Below are 21806 nucleotides of genomic sequence, written 5' to 3'. Positions count from 1 at the left end.
TCCCAAGGGTAATTTTTGCTTATGCTTGAAAGTGACACTAATTGATTCTTAAATGTTGTCAACAACCGCCCAACCAATTGGGTCTAAACTCGACGACGCTTGGGCGGACGACAACCGTTGTGAGGAATCGGTGTAATATCGCGAATCAATGTAATTTCCAATCCAGCTCCTTGTAATGCGCGGATTGCGGTTTCGCGTCCAGCTCCGGGACCACTTACCATCACTTCTATTTGACGCATTCCTGAGTCCATTGCTCGTCTGGCTGCACTTTCAGCAGCAGTTTGAGCCGCAAAAGGGGTTCCTTTTTTTGCGCCTTTAAAACCACTGGAGCCAGCACTTGCCCAGGATATAACATCACCGTTTTGATCGGTGATGGTGACAATGCTATTGTTGAAAGTGGATTGGATGTAAGCAACTCCGTTGGGAACATTACGTTTTGTCTTCTTGCTCCCACCTTTTTTTCCTGTTTGACGCGCCATATCGATTTAGTTGAGTTAGCGTAAAACTTGCTATTCACAAGTATTGTTAGTTTATTTACCTGGTGCTTTTTTCTTACCAGCTACGGTTTGTCTTCTACCGCGTCGAGTTCTGGCATTGGTACGGGTACGCTGTCCTCGGACTGGTAAGCCCATGCGATGACGGCGACCTCTGTAAGTACCAATGTCTACTAGGCGCTTGATGCTCATTGCTTCCAAGCGTCGCAAATCACCTTCTACTTGGTAATTGCTTTCGACTTCACCCCGCAAGGAGGAAATATCGGCATCACTTAAATCCTTCACTCGTGTATCTGGATTTACGCCTGTTGCAGCTAAAATCGCTTTTGAACGTGATAGTCCAATTCCAAATATGTAAGTGAGACCAATCTCAATCCGCTTGTCGCGGGGAAGGTCTACTCCGGCAATACGTGCCACTGTGAATATCTCCCTATATTGCTTGTCCTGTGTTGCAATCTACAACTAGATGTTGAACAGCGAATGCTGAGTAGTTGTAATATTTAGATTTTCGATGCTTGATGAAATTTAGCCTGACGAAATCTATCAAAAATGGCTTATCCTTGGCGTTGCTTGTGCTTGGGATTTACGCAAATCACCATAACGCGACCGCGACGTTTGATGACGTTGCATTTTTCGCAAATTCGTTTAACGGAAGCTCGAACTTTCATTTTTCTAGTTTGACTCCAAATGTTAAATTATAGCATTTTTAGGAAAAATATTCAGTTTAAATGGTGGATATTACCCAAAAAGTTTTTGTTATGGTAAAATCCTGTACATTAACCTATTTTTTACGCAACCGATAGGTAATTCTACCCTTTGTCAAGTCGTAAGGCGTGAGTTCTACCTTGACGCGATCGCCAGGTAAAATCTTGATATAGTTACGGCGGATCTTGCCAGAGATATGAGCTAACACATTAAAGCCATTATCCAAGTCAACGCGAAACATGGCGTTGGGTAATGACTCTGTAACTGTGCCCTCCATTTCAATTAAGTCTTGCTTAGACAACTTGCTTTTTCCTCAACTCAGTATTTTTGGTTCTTGTTTAATCGCCCGCAGTTGTATTACTACTGCAAGAACACATGTTTTGCCAAATATATCAACAGTTTATTAATATATCTTATTTAATTGGGAATAGGGCATTGGGTACTGGTCACTAGGTCAGGACAATTACCCATTAACCCTTCCTAAGAAATAACTTTTGCAAGTTCGGCGGTGACTTCTTCGAGGGACTGATTACCATTGACTATTAACAGTTGTGCTTTAGAACTGTAGTAGTCAATTAAAGGGGCAGTTTCCGAGCGATAAACTTCGAGACGACGACGGATGACTTCTTCTGTATCATCTTTACGTCCGCGTTCGAGTAAACGTGCAACCACAATATCATCGGGCACGTCAAGATTAACTACCCGCTCCCCTGCTTGATCTAGCTTTTGTAATAAAGCTTCCAAAAAGCTTGCCTGCTTTACAGTGCGAGGGAATCCATCCAGAATCCATCCAGATGTGGTGTCGGGTTGTTTCAGCCGTTCCTCAACCATCTCTTCTACTAATTGGTCGGGAACTAACTCACCCTTATCCATGTAGCTTTGAGCTTTAACCCCTAAGGTAGTTTGCTCTTTTAATGCTTGACGTAAAATATCACCCGTCGAAATATGAGGAATTTGCCAGTGGTCTGCAAGTGCCTTGGCTTGCGTTCCTTTACCTGCACCCGGAGGTCCCAAGAAGATTAGTCGTGTCACTATTGTTTCACCATTCCTTCATAACGCTGAGAGATGACGTAGGTTTGAACCTGCTTTGCGGTATCAATCGCTACACCAACCAGGATTAATAACGAGGTTGCACCAAATCCTTGAAAGGTTCTGATATTTAGAAATCCCTCAATTGCAGTCGGAACAATCGCAATTAAGCCTAAGAATACTGCCCCCAAAAAGGTTAACCGATTTAATACTCGCTCGATATACTCACTAGTCGCTTTCCCTGGACGAATACCAGGAATACTCGAACCCATCTTTTTGAGGTTTTGGGCTACGTCGATCGGGTTGACAATCAGTGAGGAATAGAAGTAGCTAAAGAAAATAATCGAGACCAGTTGTACTAACGCATAAACCCAAGAGCCATTACCGCTAGGGCTTAAATATGTTTGTACTATTTCCGAGAAAGTTTGATTTTTAGCAAACTGGGAAATCAAGGCAGGCAAACTGAGGATAGCGGATGCAAAAATAATTGGCATCACACCACCTTGATTAAGCCGCAATGGCAGGTAACTACGTTGTTCTGCCAATATTCGACGACCAACTTGACGGCGAGCGGAGATAATGGGGATGCGGCGGACACCTTCTTGAATAAAAACAATACCAATGGTTGTGACTATGAACAGGAGCAACAGCACGATGACACGACCGACTGTATCACGCCCACCACTTTCAACTAATTGAATTGTATTTTGTAAAGATTTTGGTAGTGTGGCGACAATGTTGACAAAAATCAACAAGGATGCACCGTTACCAATCCCACTTTCAGTCACTACCTCCGAAGCCCACATGACGAACATCGAGCCAGCAACAAGAGCGATCGCAGTTTGGGCGACAAAGAAGGGGCTAAAACTAATTGCGTATGGTCGTAGCCAAAACGCCGAAATGAAAACACTTTGTAATATTGCCCATCCCAAAGAGACGTAGCGAGTATATTGAGAAAGCTTGCGTCTACCAGCTTCGCCTTCGTTTTTTTGTAAGTTTTCTAAAGCTGGGATAGCAGCAGTGAGAAGTTGGATGATAATCGAAGCATTGATGTAAGGTAGAATTCCCAGCGCAAAAACACCGAGCGCCGAGAGTCCGCCTCCCGAAAAGATATCCAAAAAGCTTAATACTTGATTGTTATTAGCGATCGCCGCAGCAAAAGCTTGGCGATCAATTCCCGGAATGGGTACGTGAATACCCAACCGAATCAAAATTAAAATACCGACCGTAACAAGCAGCCGACCTCGAAGTCCAGCTGCTTGCGCCATCTGCATAAAAGTTTCTTGAGCGCTTGGGGCTTTATCTCGACTAATCATAGAGGGCTACCTTGAAAAAGTGAACCTGGCGCTGGCAGCGAGGATTGTTTGCCCTGAGAGTGTGCCCTGAAGAAGATATCTACTTGGCTCACCTTGGCGAAACTTCACAACTGCCACCAGCTGCCTCAATTTTGCTACGAGCTGATGCAGTAAAAGCTGCTGCTTTGACTTTGAGTGCAACACCCAACTCCCCGTTACCTAGTATTTTTAATGGGTCTCTACCAGAAGTCAAAATTCCTACTTCTTTCAAAGATTCCAATGTTACCTCTGTATCTGCGGGCAGCGAAGCTAGCTTTTCTACATTAATCGTAGTGTACTTTTTCCGAGGGGCGAGGGGAAAGCCCTTCAACTTTGGTAAACGACGGTACAACGGTTGTTGACCACCTTCAAAACCTGGTCTAGTTCCACCGCCAGAACGTGAGTTCTGACCGCGCATACCTCTACCAGCACTAGCACCTTGACCTGCTGCAATACCTCGACCGACGCGGCGACCACGTTTTTTGGAGCCAGCTTGCGGCTTGACATCATGGAGTCTCATGGCTTGTCATTCGTCCTTAAATGAAATGAGTTGTGGATATTACTGAGCGTAAAGGCGTTCAATGGGAACACCACGATCTTCAGCAACTTCCGATAAAGTACGCAAGGTAGAGAGGGCATTCACTGCGGCGCGGGCATTATTCAAGGGGTTATTTGAACCGAGTTGCTTCGCTAAGATGTTGCGAACTCCTGCTAATTCGAGAACAGTACGCACTGCTCCACCCGCGATTACGCCGGTACCAGGGGCAGCTGGACGCATGATTACTTTAGCTCCACCACCCATGCCGTTGATGGGGTGAGGAATCGAATTGGATTTAGTAATCGGAACTTCGATTAAGTGTTTTTTGCCGTCGGCGACACCTTTTTTCACAGCACCGATCACATCAGATGCTTTCCCAACTCCAACTCCAACTTGCCCGCGTTCGTTACCAACAACAACAATTGCACGGAAGCTGAGTTTTTTACCACCTTTGACTACTTTGCTGACGCGGCGAATTTGAATAACTCGCTCTTGCCAGGTAGTATCTTCTTTTTTTGTGCGGTTAGATTTCTTTCGACCACCAGTTGCCATATTTAATATCCTTTGCGATTTGTGATTGGTTATTGGTTATTCGTGATTAGTTATTCGTCAATAGTTATTTAGTTATTATTGTGATTAACCGTTAACTATTAAGCCACTGACTATTAACCATTAACCATTAACTGTTAACCAATTTTAAAAATCCAAACCAGCTTCACGGGCTGCTTCTGCCAACGCTTTGATCCGACCGTGGTAAAGATTTCCTCCACGATCAAAAACTACTTTGGTAATCCCTTTTTCAAGCGATCGCTTGGCAATTAACTTACCTACTTCAGTGGAAGCTTGGCAATTGGAACCGGAAGTTAATTGAGTTTTTAATTCTGGCTCTAAAGACGAAGCTGCAACCAAGGTATGGTGAGCGGTGTCATCAATCACTTGAGCATAGATATGCTCATTAGAACGAAATATAGCTAAGCGAGGGCGTTCTGGGGAACCACTGACCCTGCCACGAATGCGGCGGTGGCGGCGTTCTTTCGATTCTCTGCGAGTGAGTTTCATAGTTTATTTTTTACCCTTACCAGTCTTACCAGCTTTACGGCGAACGGCTTCACCCGAATAGCGAATACCTTTACCTTTGTAAGGTTCAGGTGGACGAACTGCACGGACTTGGGCTGCGGTATTACCAACTATTTCTTTGTCGTATCCACTGACAATGACGTTAGTGTTATTTTCAACCGCAAACTGAATACCTTCGGGAGGCGCAATTTGTACTTGATGACTATAACCCATGTTTAGCACCAGGTTGCGACCTTGAACAGCAGCACGATAACCGACCCCTTGAATTTCCAAACGACGTTGAAAACCCTGAGATACACCTTCCACCATGTTTGCTACCAGTGTCCGGCACAAACCATGTAATTGGCGAGATGTCCTTGTATCATCGCGACGATTGACGGAAAGAGTTTCTCCTTCCTGGGCAACTGATACATTCGCGGGCAAGTCGCGGGAAAGTTCGCCTTTGGGACCTTTGACAACTATTTTGGCTCCATTAATTGTCACTTGGACTTTTGCCGGAACCGTAATTGGACGTTTACCAATTCGAGACATAATTCTTCTTTGTCCTTTGTTATTTGTCCTTTGTTATTTGTCCTTTGTTATTTGTCCTTTGTTATTTTGATGTTTTCACGTACTAATTAAAAACAACTAATGACAAGCGGAGCAATGACAGTGACCAATGACAAGTGACCAATGACTAAATAACTACCAAACGTAACAAAGTACTTCACCACCAACATTTTGGCGGCGTGCTTCTCGGTCTGTCATGATACCGCTTGATGTGGAAATAATCGCGATACCAATACCACCGAGAACTCGCGGTAAGTCTTTGCGGTTGGAATAAACCCGCAAACCTGGTTTGCTAACTCGTTTGAGGGCTGTAATTAGAGGTTGGCGATTTTTACCCTTGTATTTGAGAGAAATCACCAAATTCTTTTTAATACCCTCTCCAGCTTCTTCAAATTCACCGATAAAGCCTTCTTCGCGCAACACTTTAGCGATGTTGCGAGTCATTTTTGTTGCAGGCACTAGTGTTGTTTGATGCCTTGCCATATTGGCATTGCGGATGCGCGTCAGCATATCTGCAATTGTGTCGTTTGCCGCCATCTTTCCCTCTGTCTAGATGAACTTATTGATCGCGAAAAGGCATACCCATTTCTTTGAGTAAAGCACGACCTTCTTCGTCGTTATTCGCTGTGGTGATGATGGAGATGTCCATACCACGGATTTGGTCGATTTTGTCGTATTCGACTTCTGGAAATATTAATTGTTCGCGAACGCCAAGGGTATAGTTTCCACGCCCATCAAAGCTCTTGGGACTAATCCCACGAAAGTCGCGGATTCGAGGCAGTGCTAGGTTAATGAGACGTTCGAGGAAAGCATACATCCGAGCGCCCCGTAAAGTCACCATGACACCTACAGGCATCCCTTGACGAATCTTAAAACCTGCGATCGCTTTTTTGGCTCTGGTGACAACTGGTTTTTGACCAGTAATTAATGCAATTTCCGAAAGACATGCTTCGAGTGCTTTTGCATTAGTCGCCGCCTCACCCAATCCTCGGTTTATAGTAACTTTTATTACTTTAGGAACTTGGTGAACGTTAGTATAATCAAACTGCTTTATCAGTTTGGGGACTATTGTCTCTTGATACGTAGACTTGAGCTTGTTTGCCATAATGTTTGTCCTTAATGTCCCTGGTCTTGGTCAGGGAAAAAGTCAGTTATGAGTGTTGGGTGCTGTGGGCGATTGTCTGTTCACAGATCGACTTGAGTACAAGTATATTCACTATTAACTCCCCACTGTAAACCCTAACTCCTAACTACTTATCCAAGATTTCCCCTGTTTTTTTGAGCATCCGCACTTTCTTACCTTCGGCGGTGACGGTATAGCAAACACGGCTAGCAACGTTTTGCTTAGTGGAATACAACATCACGTTAGAACTGTGGATGGGATACTCCTGGGTGACAATCCGTCCGGATTCTCCTTCGCCTTGGGGTTTGACGTGTTTTGTTTTCATATTCACGCCTTTGACAAGCACTTTACTCTCTTTAGGAAGTGCTTTCATCACTTCACCCACTTTGCCTTTGTCTTTACCAGCGATTACCTGCACTGTGTCGCCAGTTTTGACATGCATTTTCTGGAATTGGGGTTTTTCCTTTTTAGCAGTCATTACAGCACCTCCGGTGCCAGCGAAACGATTTTGGTAAAGCTTTTTTCTCTTAATTCCCGTGCCACTGGACCAAATACACGAGTTCCTTTGGGGTTGCCATCTTTGTTGATGATCACTGCGGCGTTATCATCAAACCGAATACTCATGCCGCTATCTCTCCGGATAGTGTGGCGGGTACGAACGATGACTGCTTCGACAACATCGGATTTTTTCACACCCATGTTGGGGATAGCGTCTTTAACGACGGCGATAATGCGATCGCCAACGAAGCCATAACGGCTATTCCCTTTACTCAGTACGCGGATGCACATGAGTTTACGGGCACCGCTATTATCGGCGACATTCAGATAAGATTGCTGTTGAATCACGGTTACTCTTCCTAATAAAAGTGTTAAAAATCTAACAATATTATTTGTAGATTTTACTTATTCAGAATTTCAGTGACTTGCCAGCGTTTGGTTTTACTCAGTGGTCGGGTTTCAGAAATACGAACGCGATCGCCAATCTTACACTGATTCTCTTCGTCGTGAGCTTTATAACGCCGGGTTTTCACCACAATTTTTCCATACTTGGGATGGGGAGCGCGGTTTTCAACGGCAACTACTACCGTTTTTTGCATTTTGTCGCTCACTACCAAACCGACTCTTTCTTTAACTGCCATAATCTCCTACTACTTAGAGTTATGAGTTATGAGTTGTGAGTTATGAGTTAATTTTTGCTTTGATACCAGTAGTAAACTACCAACTATTTAGCTATTAACTATTAACCCCTAACTCCTAACTTTCCTTTTGTGCTGCTCTTTTACGCTCGTTCTCAACAGTTAATAACTGTGCTAGACGATGCCGAGCATGTCGAAACTGGTGAGGTTTTTCTAGCTGTCTTGTGGCTTTTTGTAAGCGCAATTGAAATAACTGCTTTTTAATTGCCAGAATTTCTTCAGCTAATCTCTCGTCGCTTAATTCTCTGGCTTCGGAAATTTTGGGAAGCGGCATGACCTACTCCTGTTCCTGTTCTTGAGGTTCTATTTCAGAACGCGAAATAAACTTGGTTTTAATTGGTAACTTATAAGAAGCCAGACGCATGGCTTCACGAGCCGTTGCTTCGGGAACGCCAGCGATTTCAAATAAAATTCGCCCTGGCTTCACTACAGCTACCCAAAACTCTGGATTACCTTTACCAGAACCCATCCGGGTTTCGGCAGGACGCATTGTTACTGGCTTATCTGGGAAAATACGAATCCAAATTTTACCACCCCGACGAATATAGCGAGTCATTGCCCGACGGGAGGCTTCAATTTGTCTTGAGGTAATCCAGCATGGTTCCTGTGCTTGGAGAGCAAAATCACCAAAACTTAAGGAACTACCACGTGCAGCCAACCCTTTCATCCGTCCGCGTTGTTGTTTGCGGAATTTAGTTCTTCTTGGACTTAACATGATTTGTACGAGTGTCCTTTGTCCTTGGTCTTTTGTCTTTTGCCTTTTGCCCTTTGCATTTTGTACTTTGTTGTTTTGCCCTTGAGCTTCTACGATTTAGAAAAAACCTACAGACTCATAATCAATAACAAACGACAAATGACAAATGACTACTGACTATCCTTCATTCGAGCGGTCTTCAAATTGTTGACGACGACGTTGACCTCCACCACGACGACGGGGTTCGCCACGCTCGCCACCACGTTCACCACGATTGGAACTGAGTGTGGGTGCTTCCTCTTGTCCGGGGATAATCTCGCCTTTAAATACCCAAACCTTGATGCCCAGAATCCCGTAGATAGTTTTTGCTGTGCAGTATGCGTAGTCAATATCGGCTCTTAGAGTATGTAAAGGCACACTACCTTCACGAGATGCTTCTGTTCTGGCGATTTCAGCACCGTTGAGACGACCACTAACTTGGATTTTGATGCCTTGAATTCCGGCACGTTGAGCGCGTTGAATTGCTTGGCGCACGACTCGACGGAAGGAAACCCGACGTTCGAGTTGCTGGGCTACATATTCGGCAATTAAGTGAGCATCAGCATCAACTCGTTGAACTTCAACAACGTTAATACGGATTTGGCGGTTGCTACCGAGTAATTCTTGTAGTCCGGTACGCAATGACTCAATACCTTGTCCACCGCGTCCGACAACAACACCAGGTCTGGCTGTGCGAACTTCGAGGTCAATTTGGTCGGCTTTGCGTTCAATCCGAACTTCAGAAATGCCAGCGTTATTTTGTGCTAATCTGCCTAACTTTTCTTCGATGTATTTACGAAGTTTGTAGTCTTCTTGCAGAAGCTCTGGATAGCGGCTAGGCTCGGCAAACCAACGAGATTGGTGTTCTTGAGTAATCCCTAGGCGAAAGCCTACTGGATGAATCTTCTGTCCCACAAATGCTTCCTCTAAAATTTCTTGCTGTAGGATTTTTTTGTATATACCGCGCAGTTGCGACAAATAGCGTAATTGTTGGCTATGGATTTGGTTCGGGATTATTCCGCAACCGCACCTTCAGCTACAGCGACAGTTATATGACATGTTGGTTTGCGAATCTGGTAAGCTCTACCTTGCGCTCTGGGTTGGAAACGCTTGAGAACTGGTCCTTGGTCGGCGTATGCTTGGGTAATTATCAATTGAGCGCGATCAAGTCCATTGTTATGTTCAGCGTTGGCTGCGGCGCTACGGATAAGCTTCAGTACGGGGTCGCAAGCTCGATAAGGCATAAATTCGAGTAAGATCAATGCCTCACGATAGCTTCTACCACGTATTTGGTCGAGAACTCTTCGCACTTTCAAAGGGGACATGCGAACATAGCGGGCGATCGCCTTAACTTCATTGGTAGTATTAGTTGCCATAGTTTTCTCCTATCTACCACCTTTCTTGTCGCTTTTGGCGTGACCGCGATAAGTACGAGTAGGTGCAAATTCGCCTAATTTATGTCCTACCATTTGGTCGCTGACGAACACAGGAACATGTTGTCTACCGTTATGGACGGCAATTGTGTGACCTACCATCTGGGGGAGAATTGTTGATGCTCGCGACCAGGTTTTAATTACTTCTTTTTTGTTGCTGGCGTTGAGCCTATCTATTTTTTTGAGCAAATGATCCGCAACAAAGGGACCTTTTTTAAGAGAACGACCCATAGGATTTTGATTCCAGTTAGGAGTTATTTCAAGTTAGGAGTTGTAGGTTAGGAGCTAGGAGTTAAAACTCATAACTCCTAAACTCTGAATTCATAACTTTTTCTAAGATTCGCGTCCGCCACGTCCCCGCTTCGATGTCTTCCGACGGCGACGTACGATTAAAGCACTGCTGGCTTTCTTCCGCTTACGGGTCTTGAAACCTAGCGCTGGCTTACCCCAAGGGGTTACAGGACCGGAACGACCAATAGGTGCCCGTCCCTCACCACCACCATGGGGGTGGTCTACTGGGTTCATGACGCTACCTCTGACCTTAGGACGACGACCCTTCCAACGGTTCCGTCCTGCCTTCCCAGCGCTCAAGTTGCGGTGTTCAGTATTTCCCACTTGTCCAATGGTGGCGTAGCATTCGCGACGAACCATACGGACTTCGGTTGAAGGTAGTTTGAGGGTGACGTAATCACCTTCTTTGGCGACGACCTGGGCGGAAGCTCCGGCGGCGCGGACGATTTGACCACCTTTACCAGGAGTCAATTCGACGTTGTGAACGGTTGTACCCAAAGGGATGTTTGCCAAAGGTAATGCATTTCCGTCTTCAATGGGAGATTCGGGACCGGACATTACGGTTGTGCCAACTTTCAACCCATTGGGGTGGAGAATATAGCGCTTTTCTCCATCTTGGTAATAAAGCAGTGCAATCCGAGCATTACGATTGGGATCGTATTCAATAGCCGCAACTTTGGCGGGAATGCTACGTTTGTCGCGTTTGAAATCAATGATCCGATAAAGCTGTTTGTGTCCACCACCCCGGCGACGGCTAGTGATACGCCCTTGGTTGTTACGACCTTTTTTACGGTGCTTGTATACCGTTAGCGACTTTTCCGGTTTGTCTTTGGTAATTTCCGCAAAGTCGGAAATTGTGACTTCTCGCGTACTAGGGGTGTAGGGACGATAAGAACGAGTACCCATGATTAATTACCGTTACACTTCTGGGAATAGAACTTGTCGAATCTTCTCTTCATCCCCAGGGGCAACTGTAACAATTGCCTTTTTGTAATGGGGTTTGAATCCAACAAACTTACCAACACGCTTTTTCTTACGCGGCGGGTTAATGGTATTTACCTTGGTGACTTTGACATCAAAAAGGCTTTCTATCGCCGCTTTAATTTGAAATTTGTCGGCTTTGGGAGCTACTTCAAATGTGTATTTGTTTTGCTCCATTAAAATGGTCGCTTTTTCGGTGACGATGGGGCGACGTACGAGGTCTGGTAGGTTACGGGGGTCATTATAGTTAGGCACTGTAGACCTCCTGAATCTGTTCTAATGCGGATGCGGTAACGATGATTTTATCAGCGTTTAGTAAATCGTAAACGTTGAGTTGATTTGCTGATAGCAACTTCACGTTTTCAATATTACGGGCTGAGAAATAGATGTTGTCGTTACGTTCCGATGTAATTAATAAAGTTTTATCGTCTGGTGCAGAACCCCAACGAGCGATCGCCTGTACCAATTCTTTGGTTTTTGGGCGTGATAGTTGGGTACCAAATTCTTCGACAACAATTAGGTCGTCAATTCGGCTGGCGAATGCTGTACGCAATGCCAATTTCCGCTCTTTGCGGTTCATTTCTATGTTAAATTTGCGCGGCTTGGGTCCAAAAATGACACCACCACCACGCCATAATGGCGATCGAATCGAACCTGCACGCGCTCTACCTGTACCTTTTTGCCGCCAGGGTTTACGACCACCACCTCGTACTTCCGAACGGGTTTTGGTGTTTGCTGAACCTTGACGAGCATTGGTCATTTGTCTAACCAAAGCGCGATGTACTATATGGGAGGCATTTTCTTCCTTGGCAACTTTCATCTCGAACGTTTTTTGTCCGACTTGCTCCCCTTGCCAATTTTTAACTACACACTCAAACATTTTTTTGTCGGTTACTAGTTATTAGTTATTGGTCATTGGTTGTTTAGTTATTGGTTATTAGGTATTTAGTATTGGTGACTCGAAATATCATTAACTATTACCTGGTAACCGCTAGCTACCAACTACCAACATTATTTTTTTCTGCCGACTAAATTGGCAGGGATGACGTTGACCAAGGCTCCAGGCTTACCTGGAATGGCTCCCTTGATTAGCAATAGGTTGCGATCGCTATCGACTCGCACAACGGTTAATTTTTTTATAGTTACAGTCTTACCACCCAGACGACCCGCCATTCGCATCCCAGGGAATACACGACCGGGTGTTGTACCCGCACCGATAGAACCTGGTTCGCGGTGGTTTTTAGAACCGTGGGACATGGGTCCTCGACCAAAGTTATTACGTTTTTGGTTACCCGCAAAACCTCGACCAATACTGGTTCCGCTCACGTCTACGATTTGACCGGCGCTAAAAATATCTGCCGTAATCTGTTGACCTAAAGAATACTCGCTAGCATTTTCAATGCGATATTCCCGCAAGTGACGCAAAGCTGGGGCTTCTGATTTTTTCAAATGTCCCAATTTTGGTTTGTTTAAACCTTTTGCTCTCACTTCGCGATAGCCAACTTGAATGGCAGAGTAACCGTCGGTCTGTTTAGTTTTTACTTGTGTAACTGTACATGGTCCCACTTGGACAACGGTGACAGGAATTGCAACTCCTGCTTCGTCAAAGATTTGGGTCATGCCCAGTTTGGTGCCGAGAATACCTACAGACACAGTTACTGGTTCTCCTTTTTACTTATCTTTTATTATCGATTTCAGATTCACCAAAACAATACAATTTAAACTATCCAGATATTTTCTGGTAGTAAGCGGAAACCCGCTATTCAGCCTTGCCGCAGTTTCTGCGAATCTGCTGAGTCTAATCCAATCTTGAACTATCAAAACTGCACCAGGGGAGCTACCGCGAGGAGCATCTTCCTCAAAAAGCTGCTCTCTGGCATTGAATGTAAGCTTGAATTAGCTCTGCTAGTTGTGCAGCAACACCTTATTTCCAGTATTACTCTGGCACTTTGGTCTTGGCTTCGGACTTAAGTGGTGAGACCACTCAGTATCCGCACTTCTGAGACTTAAAATATAATGCCTGAAACCAACATTACTGCTCAGTTTTTGCTTTGTTTTGGCTTTACTGGCGACTCTACAAGCTTTCTAAAGGCTTGTCTAGTTTGTCTTGACTAATTTAGTGAATCTAATTAAATCTCTCAAGGCTGGCTTTGGTATCTCGAATGAAGCTCCAAAATTTCCCTAAGGCTATTAATCTTATCAGTCTATGAGTCACCAAGATAGTTTACCCTATCTAAAAATGAATTGTCATTTTTTTGAATCAGATTGTTGCTAACTTGTTTCCGATGTCGCTGAGAGTGCAACGTAAATTTAATTTAGAATTAAATTTGGTCACAATCTAACAATATATAATGTAGATGCGTTTTTGTCTATATTTTTTTTGCAGGAGATGAGGAACTAAGAGTTGCTGCTTCTCAGCCTCACTTTTTATACTTTGCTCCATTTCCTTTGACACTGCAAAATGCCTTAATTTTCGCTAATGTTGACCATAAGTTAATCATGTAATTGAATTTAACGATTCCCAGTCAATAATAGAAGTATCGAAGTGGGATAGGAAAAAAACTCATGGCACTAATTACCACTGGTAAAGGGCTGATTCGCGATTTAGAGAAATATGGCGCTTTAGGCGTTTATGCTCCCTTGGAAGGGGGTTTTGAAGGTCGGTATCGTCGCCGACTGCGTGCTGCGGGTTACAATGCGCTCAACTTCACGGCACGGGGTTTAGGTGATGTAGCCGCCTATCTCACCCGCATTCATGGTGTTAGACCACCGCATTTGGGTAAGAAAAGCACTAGTAGCGGTGCGGCTGTTGGTTATGTTTATTACGTACCTCCGATTTTGACTTATCAGTTGCAGCAGTTACCACCAAAGTCAAAAGGTTTGGTTTTGTGGATTCTCGAAGGGCATGTTCTTTCTGATCAAGAGTTAGAATACTTGGCTGCACTACCTAGTATGGAGCCACGTGTGAAAGTGATTGTTGAACGGGGAGGCGATCGCTTTTTCCGTTGGACTCCTCTTGAGAAGACTTTCGCTGTTGCTAGCTAAGTGTTACTTAGGATACTAGTTAACCACGAATAAATCTTTAGGGGCGCGATCGCGCGATCGCGCCCCTAGTATTATCTAGTTATTAACTAAAATCCAAAAATCACACACAACTAAGGCGAATAATCGTCATACTGTTAAGGAGGGAGAGCAGTTTAGATTACTCACTCCCAAACAGGCTAAAATTTGATCAAGAAACAATGAGACGTAGACCTCCAAGTAGATCGGCTACTACTTCAAAATCTTCTGCTTTCCAATCCCCGGTGTTCAACTTCACCACCATAGCGATTTTAGGAGGGGTGTTTGTTCTCGGAATTGGGATTGGTATTGCGTTTAGCTCCACAACTACATTGACTCCATCCAATGTAGCTTCCCGTGAATTTATTGATACCAAAGCTCCAAATCCAGAAATTTGCGCTCAGTATGGTGCAAGTGCAATGGTGATGGATGCTCGGTTGTTTGTGACTCTCAACCCGTTTAATGTATATGTAGGTCAGCCGAGTATGCGTCCTGGATGCGTGATTAGGCAAAATAACTGGGCGATATTAGAGCAAAGGAATCTTGTAACATCAGAACAGGTGCGAGATTGTAAAAACCGTTTAAATACTTTTGGTTTTACTGGTAATTTGGATAGTGACAAACCTGATATTCGCTGTATATATCAAAACGAAGCGGCTCAAAACTTTTTCTTGACTCAACCTGGTGCTGTTGCCCCACCTCAGGGAACAGAACGGTTTTAAGCTGAGGTACATTTAATTTACATTTGATAGCCTAATTTTCTTAAGTTTCTATTTATTAAAACTAAATGCTAAGTGCTAAACAGCTTAACATTGCTGGCAATAGGCTATTTTATGATTAGAGACGCGATGTATCACGTCTCTAAATTTTTATGGTTGATTAATGATTGATTACTGCCCTTGATTGGGTATGCTTTGTCCCCAAGGTAATGGAATTATACCGGGGTTGGTATCACTATTGACGCTATTTGGGTAGGTAGTAACGGAATTGGGATTAATTAATGGAGGAGGATTATTAAAACCTCCAGATAAATTGGGAAAGCTGGCTGGCGGTAGTATTGAACCAGGTATTTGTGAGGTGTTATTGGAGTTGAGTGGGGGAACGCTGACGAAAGGTTGTTGAATACTATTAGTAATATTGTTCGTAACTGGAGGCAGACTACTATTTCCCAATGTTGATGGTAGAGTTCCAGTGGGTTGAGGTGGATAGAATCCTGGTAAGTTATTGCTTGGTGCTTGAGGTGCGTAAACTGCTGGTGGTAAGTTAGTTTGTGTCTGTGGTGTTTGGGTTGCTGGCTGATAATTATTGGATTGTGGGGGGAAATATCCCTGTGGTGTCACATTAGGGTTATAGCTGGTAACGAAGGGACGTAATACCCAACGGTTGGTGGAAACTGGTTGTAATAATACTTGATTGGGATTAAAAGTTGTTCCTGGTGCAAAATCAAGAACTATACGGGTAATATTAGTTTGAGCTTTGAGTTGAGAAACTCGGATACTTTGAATTGCACCGTTATAATTCTGCCGAGTGGGAACAAAGCCTAATTTTGTGTTGGGAATGTCTAGGACTAGGCGCGAGGGTTGAGAGAGGTAAAATACTTTGGGTTGGGAAGCCGCAGAAAGAGTAAATTCTAATTGGGCGAATTCTGGGAAAAATTGCCATTCTTGCAGTTGAGAATTTTGAGCGATCGCGGTATGAATATTTGGTAGTGATAAGGCTCCACACAAGCTGAATACACTAAATATGCTAACTGAGAATAATTTTTGGTAGAGATGTTTGCGATTGGGTTGTGGTATTTCTAGAAGTTGCTGATTTGCGACTGTGTTAATCATCTGAAATATTATCCTCTGCTTTTGAATACTTAATCTCAAATCATGCTTGATAACCGTTCCCTTGAAAAAACTCTTGAACAAATCACCCTAAAGCCACTCTCCTCCACGGAAACGCCAGCGCACAAAAATTACTCTCATCAGGGTTTGGGATACAGTAAATATAGCGAACCAGACAGCACTATAGTGCAACAAAAATTTATCTAATGGTAGTTCCTTTGGTATTGCTGGTAAACCAATCAGTTTGACTCCACACAAAATAAATACCATCTCCCAAAGTCCCGCAAAAAGTTGATATACTGCGGGCCAATCCCTATCCCAACGATATTTTTGGATGCGATCATAGACTATATCCCAAATAATCCCAAAAATCGCCACATAAGCAAGAACCCAAAAATAAATCCCTTTTTCAGCATCTGGCGCAGTCATCACAAAGGGTAAAGAGACTAATACACCAACTGTAGCAAGTAAGAGTACACGAGTTTGCCAGCGTCCAAATAGTGTAGGAGTCATAATTTTTTGGTTAAAAGTGCAGAGTTAGGAATTATGAAGGAGGAGTTAGAGCCTGAAACATAAGCTTACATAATCAGAATTTCAGCAGAATTCAAAAAAATTACGCAAGATATCGACTTAATTATTTATAAAAAGGCAAGAGAGATACTTGTTCAAAAAATTACTCAGCAATCAGCAGCTATTTATCAACATTTTACGTTCAATACTCACTTTAGCAAGTGCCTCTCCGGACTCAGCACTTCTAAAATTCCTTCCCAATTGACAACTTCTTCTAGTAAAGTTTGATACCCCAAAGTATTAGGATGTAAACCATCTGCGGAAAGGCGATCGCACAACCATTTGTCTCCCTGAGCCATCCAGCGCTGGAAAATATCAAGATAGGGTATTCCCCTCTCAATACAAGCTAAACGTGTTGCTTCTTTGTATTTATACTGGTCTGCATGGTTATAATACAGACATTCAGCAAATGGCATTTTACTCTCATTCACAGGAACCATACCCACAAACAGCACTGGACACAACTGCTGTGCCTGTTCAAGTAGTACCGCAATTTCCGTTTCAAATCGGGAAAATTCAGTATAATTTTTACCATCTAACTTGCCAACACGGGCAGAATCATTAACGCCCACCGAAAGAATAATCAAGTCAGGGACACGATTTCGCAACTCTCCACGATGACGAAACTCAACTTCGAGACGTTGAGCGACTTGCATAGTGCGATCGCCTCTGACACCCAAGTTGTAAACTACATGACCGGGACTATCGGGCAACATCCACAGACGGCGCAATCTTTCTACCCATCCGCCACCGTCTGGGTCTCCAAATCCATATATTAAGCTATCCCCTAGTGCCACAATCTTTTTGGGTTGAGTTGGCGTGGGTGTCGGTCGAAGCGATACCTGCATCGAAATAGGTTTTACAAAAGTTTGCATTTTATATATAGATTATCTGCTTATCTCTTAAAGATTCTATACATTTCTCTGGGATTAAACGAGATTTTTGGAAAAAACACTAATCCTGAGTTAGGTATGGGGCATTTAACTAAATAGTAATTCTAAGAGGGAGACTGATTGAATACCCACTTTAACCATTGCCCAAAGGAAGTTAGGACATTTAAACGTTTTACGCCGGGAGCGCGAGATTTGGCTAGGGCATCAACTGCTGTTAAAGCCGCAAATTGTAGACCTAAAAAACTATCAACAGCAGCATAGGGACCACCTAAAGTTATGGCACCAGCCGCATACATTTGTCCTTTTCCGTTTCGCATTTCTACCAGTTCAAAATTATTCGCGACTGCAAAACGTCCCAAGCTGTTTAATGGGAGGTGGTAATGCCTGACTAAATCATCAAGTAAGGGACTGGCTTCAACTTTGGCATCGAGTCCGGTGGCATCGATAATAAAATCAGCATCTAAAGTTAGGGTCATGTGCCCAAAGTCTTTTTCTTGGATGTGGGTGATTGTCCGACCATTTGCATCGCGTTCCACATTTTTAACTTCGCCAAATCGGATATCGTACCACCTCTCATTGCGCCCTTGCTCGATGATGCGCTGCCAGTCGCCACGATCTGCGGTGGTAGTACCTCCCCAGTCGGCGAGTAGGGTTTTGCGTTCTTCAGGGCTAGCTTTTTCCAGCATGACTCGCAGTTCTCCACTCCAGCAGGCTTTGGGCCAGTTGAATGGTTGAAACTCGTAATGATTTTTGACAAGACGTTGGGCTTTACCAAATTTGTTACCCATTGGTTTCGGCGATCGCATCAAATGCAGTACACTAATATTGGGATTCTTTTTCCTAGCTTCGTAAAGTCGCTGCACTACACGCGATGCCACAATACCCCGTCCCCGGATTAATACTGTACCTCCCTGGCGCTCAAGCTGTTCGTAAACGTGGTCGTGTTCTTCATAAGCATTCACAACCGATTTAAAATCTTGATATTTTTCGCGATATGTTTGCAAGTCAGGTAAAAACTGAATAGCTGGATAACCAGTTGCTAAATGCAGATATCGCGTCACTAAAAATGCATGGTTTCCGGGTGCGCGAGAGTAGGCGACACAATAGCGACCATCATCTGTTTTACGAATACCTCGTACCCGTCCGTAGCGATAAATCTGTTCCCACCCGATACGTCTTGCTTCTCGGTCGATGGAGTCGAAGACATTGCCTGCACGGGGTGTATAGGTTTCTGCATAGGTAGGTTCGGCAAATACTTGCCACAAATATCGAAAAGATTGATTTAACTTACCTTTAGTCAAATCATGCCAAGCTTCACGCCATGCGTAACTGGGATATCCCCAAATATTATCAGGGCAAGAGTCGGAATTCGATCGCAAACGTTCGTATAAAGGAATTTGGGAATTTAAGCATAGACGTTTGTAACGTGCGTAGGGTTCTTTTTCTAAACCCAAAGCGATAATTTTCCCGCTTTTGACACCACAAATTCGCAACAAATCAGCCCAAATAAAGCTACCTAATCCAGCACCAACGGCTAAAAAGTCGCATTCGTCCACAGGTAAACCTGTCGCATGGATTGCTGGTAACGGAATTTGCTGCTCCCTAAATATGGGTGGTGGGAAACTACTACCGAGGGGTGTTGCTTGTTGAGGCGATCGCCAGTTGGGGTCGGGGAGGTTAGTATTCGGGTTAAAATGAATTCTCGAAGTTTGATTAATATTAATATTTACTGCCGGCGTACTGCTGACAACAAAAGTGATTGTGATGGCATAGGGACCAATTTGGAGAGTATCCCCATTCGCGATCGCACTTCGTTTTTGACGTTGACCGTTAACATAGATACCATTAACGCTAGCTTGGTCTGTGACGAATAGTTGGTTTCCTTCCCACTCCAGTAAGGCATGATCTCGTGATACCTCCTTACTGTCCAATACCATCCGCGTCACCCGCTCCCCATTGTGTTCTGCTGGCATTCGCGCAAATTCTCGACCAAAAGCGATCGGCGCACGTAAACGCGGTGTACGTCGTTCCCCCGTGGCTGGGTCTTCCAAAGATAATTGAATTTCTGGATTATTGCTCATTTTCCCCTTTCACCTTGCCCCTTTCTGCTTTGCTTTTCACCCTGAATTTAGTCAAGTTATCAACTATTGGTTTGGTGTCACCAAAACACTAGCTGCGGCTGCAAGCGAAGTTCCACACCACTTACAACCTAACTCTAAATGTTCAATTGGCGAAACGCGGTGACATCTTGGACATTCTAAACCGTAGGCTGGTTTGTATGCTGGTTGTGGTGCCACTGGTGGAAGATGTACAGCTTGCTCTAGTTTTTCTGGTGGTGGTGACAAAACCGTTGCTTCAATAGTAGATACTCCCGCAACTTGGATATGAGCCTGTCCCAGAAGAATTACGCTACCTTGATTTAAGGGTTTTTCTCCCCGTTTTAGTCGTTTACCATCGACAACGGGGGGGTTTTGTTCCCGTAGATTCCGAATCAAAAATCTTTGTTGCTGGGGATTAAAGAATATTTCGACATGTAAACCCGATACTGTCGGATGACTCAGAACAATATCGCATCTGAGGGGATCACGACCAATGCGAACTGTCCCAGGGTTTTTACTTGGTTGTTGTTCGTAAATTGTCTGAGTTTTTTCTTGACCTGCATCGTACCACTTAAGAATTAGTGCGCTCATTGTTTCCGTCCCAAAGACTCCTGCGATCGTTACTTCAAATTTGCCTTGTGCGATTCCTAACACGATTTGCTAGGAGAATCAAATATTTAGGAAAAGTTATTAATTTATGAATTGAGTCAGTTTAGTGGTTAATAAATATTGGGTATTAGAGGTATGGGAAATTTAGTAATTGGGTAGATGTTAGCCTTCCATCGGATATGTCTCCATTGCTTTAGCTACTCGCCGACTATTGCCAATGAATTTTCTCTATCGAGCCGAAGCTAATTTATCAGCAATTCTTGTTGTTTCTGGAAGACGATATTTAGGAGTACAGTGTAAAACACAAGCGATCGCAGTTTGCAAGCTAATTCGATGACCAGGAGAAACGTATACTGGTTTAACTCCGCTTCTGGTTCGCAAGACTGCACCAACTGTTTCACCCCGATATATTAAAGGTTGCCAACTACCTTTTGCTTCAGATAGTGGCTCATGCTTACCAACTAATCGTGATTTTGCGACACCTATTGTGGGTATATCCAACAGCACACCTAGATGACAGGCGATACCAAATCGCTTTGGGTGGGCAATACCTTGTCCATCACACAAAATGATATCGGGTGTAATTGTTAGTTTTTCTAAGGCATCGAGAACTGGCGGAATCTCACGAAAGGAAAGGAAACCGGGAATATAGGGAAATGTTGTGGGACGGTAGGCAATACTTGTTTCTTGCAACTTTAAATCGGAGTAGCTTAACACAGCCACAGCTGCTCGACTGACTTTTCCAGCTTCTGCAAATCCCATATCGACCCCTGCAACATACTCAATCTCGTGTTTGAGTTTATCTTCGGTTATTACCTCTTGATTTAACTGTTCCTGAATAGCGATCGCATCTTCTATAGATGGCGACCATTCGTGACGTTGATAAATCTTCATATTTATTGAATAAATTTAATCGCAAACTCACCAAAAATTAATCAATTTTTCTAAATACTGCTTGCGAAATTGATGTTGTCAAGATATGCACTTAGTAACATCAGTATTCTCAAGGTTATCTCCAGAAAACAGCATGTTAATAGGCGTACAAAGGCAACAGTAACTATTCGATTTATGTAACTAAAATAAATTCTTAAGTACAGCTTACGCCAAAACACATAAATATGCAAAATAGCCGCACAAGGACTAAGTGGGCACTTTCACAAAATGTGAATTTGACGAACTCACGTTATTTATTTCATCAAAATCAAATTATTTTGCCTATGCAGTGGCAATTAATTTTGAATAGCAATTAATAAGTTAATTGAG

At 43.6% G+C, this 21806-nt stretch carries 32 protein-coding genes; 2 read left to right on the top strand and 30 right to left on the bottom strand.

The annotated features are described in order from the left end of the window. Nucleotides 1-83: 83 nt before the first annotated feature. The 24 genes from rpsK to rplC all read right to left on the bottom strand — a co-directional run bounded on the left by rpsK (nucleotide 84) and on the right by rplC (nucleotide 13136). On the bottom strand, nucleotides 84-479 hold the full coding sequence (gene rpsK, locus VB733_RS12605; protein ID WP_096617631.1) for a 30S ribosomal protein S11: 396 nt from the start codon (nucleotides 477-479) through the stop codon (nucleotides 84-86). A 51-nt stretch (nucleotides 480-530) separates the two neighbouring features. Continuing rightward, a complete protein-coding gene (rpsM, locus tag VB733_RS12600) occupies nucleotides 531-911 on the bottom strand; it encodes a 30S ribosomal protein S13 (protein WP_096617629.1) in 381 nt (126 codons plus the stop codon). A 137-nt stretch (nucleotides 912-1048) separates the two neighbouring features. After that, nucleotides 1049-1162, bottom strand: a complete 114-nt coding sequence (gene rpmJ, locus VB733_RS12595; protein WP_015200862.1) for a 50S ribosomal protein L36 — start codon at nucleotides 1160-1162, stop codon at nucleotides 1049-1051. A 113-nt stretch (nucleotides 1163-1275) separates the two neighbouring features. Continuing rightward, nucleotides 1276-1500, bottom strand: a complete 225-nt coding sequence (gene infA, locus VB733_RS12590; protein ID WP_006276978.1) for a translation initiation factor IF-1 — start codon at nucleotides 1498-1500, stop codon at nucleotides 1276-1278. 179 nt (nucleotides 1501-1679) lie between these two features. Beyond that, complete coding sequence (locus VB733_RS12585) at nucleotides 1680-2231, bottom strand: adenylate kinase (RefSeq protein WP_323340410.1); 552 nt, start codon at nucleotides 2229-2231, stop codon at nucleotides 1680-1682. Beyond that, nucleotides 2231-3544: a preprotein translocase subunit SecY gene (secY, locus tag VB733_RS12580; protein ID WP_096617625.1), complete on the bottom strand. Its 1314-nt coding sequence runs from the start codon at nucleotides 3542-3544 to the stop codon at nucleotides 2231-2233. The genes VB733_RS12585 and secY overlap by 1 nt, the downstream gene beginning before the upstream one ends. Before the next feature lie 88 nt (nucleotides 3545-3632). Further along, nucleotides 3633-4082, bottom strand: a complete 450-nt coding sequence (rplO, locus tag VB733_RS12575) for a 50S ribosomal protein L15 (RefSeq protein ID WP_323340409.1) — start codon at nucleotides 4080-4082, stop codon at nucleotides 3633-3635. Between the two features lie 39 nt (nucleotides 4083-4121). Continuing rightward, entirely contained in the window at nucleotides 4122-4652 is a 531-nt protein-coding gene (rpsE, locus tag VB733_RS12570; RefSeq protein ID WP_096617621.1) for a 30S ribosomal protein S5, read from the bottom strand. 144 nt (nucleotides 4653-4796) lie between these two features. Further along, nucleotides 4797-5159: a 50S ribosomal protein L18 gene (gene rplR, locus VB733_RS12565; RefSeq protein WP_323340408.1), complete on the bottom strand. Its 363-nt coding sequence runs from the start codon at nucleotides 5157-5159 to the stop codon at nucleotides 4797-4799. A 3-nt stretch (nucleotides 5160-5162) separates the two neighbouring features. After that, nucleotides 5163-5708, bottom strand: coding sequence for a 50S ribosomal protein L6 (rplF, locus tag VB733_RS12560; RefSeq protein WP_323340407.1), 546 nt, complete (start codon nucleotides 5706-5708; stop codon nucleotides 5163-5165). A 153-nt stretch (nucleotides 5709-5861) separates the two neighbouring features. Beyond that, nucleotides 5862-6263 (bottom strand): 30S ribosomal protein S8, encoded by a 402-nt coding sequence (gene rpsH / locus VB733_RS12555; RefSeq protein WP_096617614.1) that lies wholly within the window; start codon nucleotides 6261-6263, stop codon nucleotides 5862-5864. 22 nt (nucleotides 6264-6285) lie between these two features. Continuing rightward, a complete protein-coding gene (gene rplE / locus VB733_RS12550; RefSeq protein WP_323340406.1) occupies nucleotides 6286-6831 on the bottom strand; it encodes a 50S ribosomal protein L5 in 546 nt (181 codons plus the stop codon). A 145-nt stretch (nucleotides 6832-6976) separates the two neighbouring features. Beyond that, nucleotides 6977-7327, bottom strand: a complete 351-nt coding sequence (gene rplX / locus VB733_RS12545; RefSeq protein WP_323340405.1) for a 50S ribosomal protein L24 — start codon at nucleotides 7325-7327, stop codon at nucleotides 6977-6979. Beyond that, nucleotides 7327-7695, bottom strand: a complete 369-nt coding sequence (gene rplN, locus VB733_RS12540) for a 50S ribosomal protein L14 (RefSeq protein WP_096617608.1) — start codon at nucleotides 7693-7695, stop codon at nucleotides 7327-7329. The genes rplX and rplN overlap by 1 nt, the downstream gene beginning before the upstream one ends. Before the next feature lie 53 nt (nucleotides 7696-7748). Further along, nucleotides 7749-7988, bottom strand: coding sequence for a 30S ribosomal protein S17 (gene rpsQ / locus VB733_RS12535; protein WP_096617606.1), 240 nt, complete (start codon nucleotides 7986-7988; stop codon nucleotides 7749-7751). A gap of 115 nt (nucleotides 7989-8103) precedes the next feature. Beyond that, nucleotides 8104-8319, bottom strand: coding sequence for a 50S ribosomal protein L29 (gene rpmC / locus VB733_RS12530; RefSeq protein WP_323340404.1), 216 nt, complete (start codon nucleotides 8317-8319; stop codon nucleotides 8104-8106). Nucleotides 8320-8322: 3 nt separating this feature from the next. Then, nucleotides 8323-8760 (bottom strand): 50S ribosomal protein L16, encoded by a 438-nt coding sequence (rplP, locus tag VB733_RS12525; RefSeq protein ID WP_096617602.1) that lies wholly within the window; start codon nucleotides 8758-8760, stop codon nucleotides 8323-8325. Between the two features lie 156 nt (nucleotides 8761-8916). Then, nucleotides 8917-9693: a 30S ribosomal protein S3 gene (gene rpsC / locus VB733_RS12520; protein WP_323340430.1), complete on the bottom strand. Its 777-nt coding sequence runs from the start codon at nucleotides 9691-9693 to the stop codon at nucleotides 8917-8919. 98 nt (nucleotides 9694-9791) lie between these two features. After that, nucleotides 9792-10154: a 50S ribosomal protein L22 gene (gene rplV / locus VB733_RS12515; protein WP_096617600.1), complete on the bottom strand. Its 363-nt coding sequence runs from the start codon at nucleotides 10152-10154 to the stop codon at nucleotides 9792-9794. 9 nt (nucleotides 10155-10163) lie between these two features. Further along, the gene (gene rpsS / locus VB733_RS12510; RefSeq protein WP_096617598.1) at nucleotides 10164-10442 is read right to left on the bottom strand and encodes a 30S ribosomal protein S19; all 279 of its coding nucleotides are present in this window, start codon (nucleotides 10440-10442) and stop codon (nucleotides 10164-10166) included. 102 nt (nucleotides 10443-10544) lie between these two features. After that, nucleotides 10545-11408: a 50S ribosomal protein L2 gene (rplB, locus tag VB733_RS12505; RefSeq protein WP_323340403.1), complete on the bottom strand. Its 864-nt coding sequence runs from the start codon at nucleotides 11406-11408 to the stop codon at nucleotides 10545-10547. Nucleotides 11409-11420: 12 nt separating this feature from the next. Beyond that, complete coding sequence (locus VB733_RS12500; protein WP_096617594.1) at nucleotides 11421-11738, bottom strand: 50S ribosomal protein L23; 318 nt, start codon at nucleotides 11736-11738, stop codon at nucleotides 11421-11423. Beyond that, on the bottom strand, nucleotides 11731-12363 hold the full coding sequence (rplD, locus tag VB733_RS12495; protein WP_323340402.1) for a 50S ribosomal protein L4: 633 nt from the start codon (nucleotides 12361-12363) through the stop codon (nucleotides 11731-11733). Before rplD ends, VB733_RS12500 begins: the two co-directional genes overlap by 8 nt. A gap of 131 nt (nucleotides 12364-12494) precedes the next feature. Beyond that, a complete protein-coding gene (gene rplC / locus VB733_RS12490) occupies nucleotides 12495-13136 on the bottom strand; it encodes a 50S ribosomal protein L3 (RefSeq protein WP_096617590.1) in 642 nt (213 codons plus the stop codon). 912 nt (nucleotides 13137-14048) lie between these two features. Between rplC and VB733_RS12485 the strand changes: the two genes are divergently transcribed. Both VB733_RS12485 and VB733_RS12480 read left to right on the top strand, forming a co-directional pair. After that, complete coding sequence (locus tag VB733_RS12485; protein ID WP_323340401.1) at nucleotides 14049-14528, top strand: NAD(P)H-quinone oxidoreductase subunit N; 480 nt, start codon at nucleotides 14049-14051, stop codon at nucleotides 14526-14528. A 197-nt stretch (nucleotides 14529-14725) separates the two neighbouring features. Beyond that, on the top strand, nucleotides 14726-15265 hold the full coding sequence (locus VB733_RS12480) for a DUF3172 domain-containing protein (protein WP_096617586.1): 540 nt from the start codon (nucleotides 14726-14728) through the stop codon (nucleotides 15263-15265). Nucleotides 15266-15433: 168 nt separating this feature from the next. Here the strand turns inward: VB733_RS12480 and VB733_RS12475 are convergent, their stop codons facing one another. The 6 genes from VB733_RS12475 to nfi form a co-directional block, all read right to left on the bottom strand. Beyond that, entirely contained in the window at nucleotides 15434-16375 is a 942-nt protein-coding gene (locus VB733_RS12475) for an AMIN domain-containing protein (RefSeq protein WP_323340400.1), read from the bottom strand. 87 nt (nucleotides 16376-16462) lie between these two features. Beyond that, nucleotides 16463-16885: a hypothetical protein gene (locus VB733_RS12470; RefSeq protein ID WP_323340399.1), complete on the bottom strand. Its 423-nt coding sequence runs from the start codon at nucleotides 16883-16885 to the stop codon at nucleotides 16463-16465. 206 nt (nucleotides 16886-17091) lie between these two features. Then, nucleotides 17092-17817, bottom strand: coding sequence for a GDSL-type esterase/lipase family protein (locus tag VB733_RS12465; RefSeq protein WP_323340398.1), 726 nt, complete (start codon nucleotides 17815-17817; stop codon nucleotides 17092-17094). Between the two features lie 122 nt (nucleotides 17818-17939). Further along, nucleotides 17940-19916, bottom strand: a complete 1977-nt coding sequence (locus VB733_RS12460) for an FHA domain-containing protein (protein ID WP_323340397.1) — start codon at nucleotides 19914-19916, stop codon at nucleotides 17940-17942. A gap of 63 nt (nucleotides 19917-19979) precedes the next feature. Beyond that, complete coding sequence (locus tag VB733_RS12455; protein ID WP_323340429.1) at nucleotides 19980-20525, bottom strand: FHA domain-containing protein; 546 nt, start codon at nucleotides 20523-20525, stop codon at nucleotides 19980-19982. A 246-nt stretch (nucleotides 20526-20771) separates the two neighbouring features. Beyond that, nucleotides 20772-21437 (bottom strand): deoxyribonuclease V, encoded by a 666-nt coding sequence (gene nfi, locus VB733_RS12450; protein WP_323340396.1) that lies wholly within the window; start codon nucleotides 21435-21437, stop codon nucleotides 20772-20774. Nucleotides 21438-21806 lie beyond the last annotated feature (369 nt).

The organism is Calothrix sp. UHCC 0171 (assembly GCF_034931845.1).
Classification (GTDB): Bacteria; Cyanobacteriota; Cyanobacteriia; order Cyanobacteriales; family Nostocaceae; genus Brunnivagina.
Note: the sequence above shows the minus strand (reverse complement) of the source record. Positions and strands in the feature narration are given on the sequence as shown.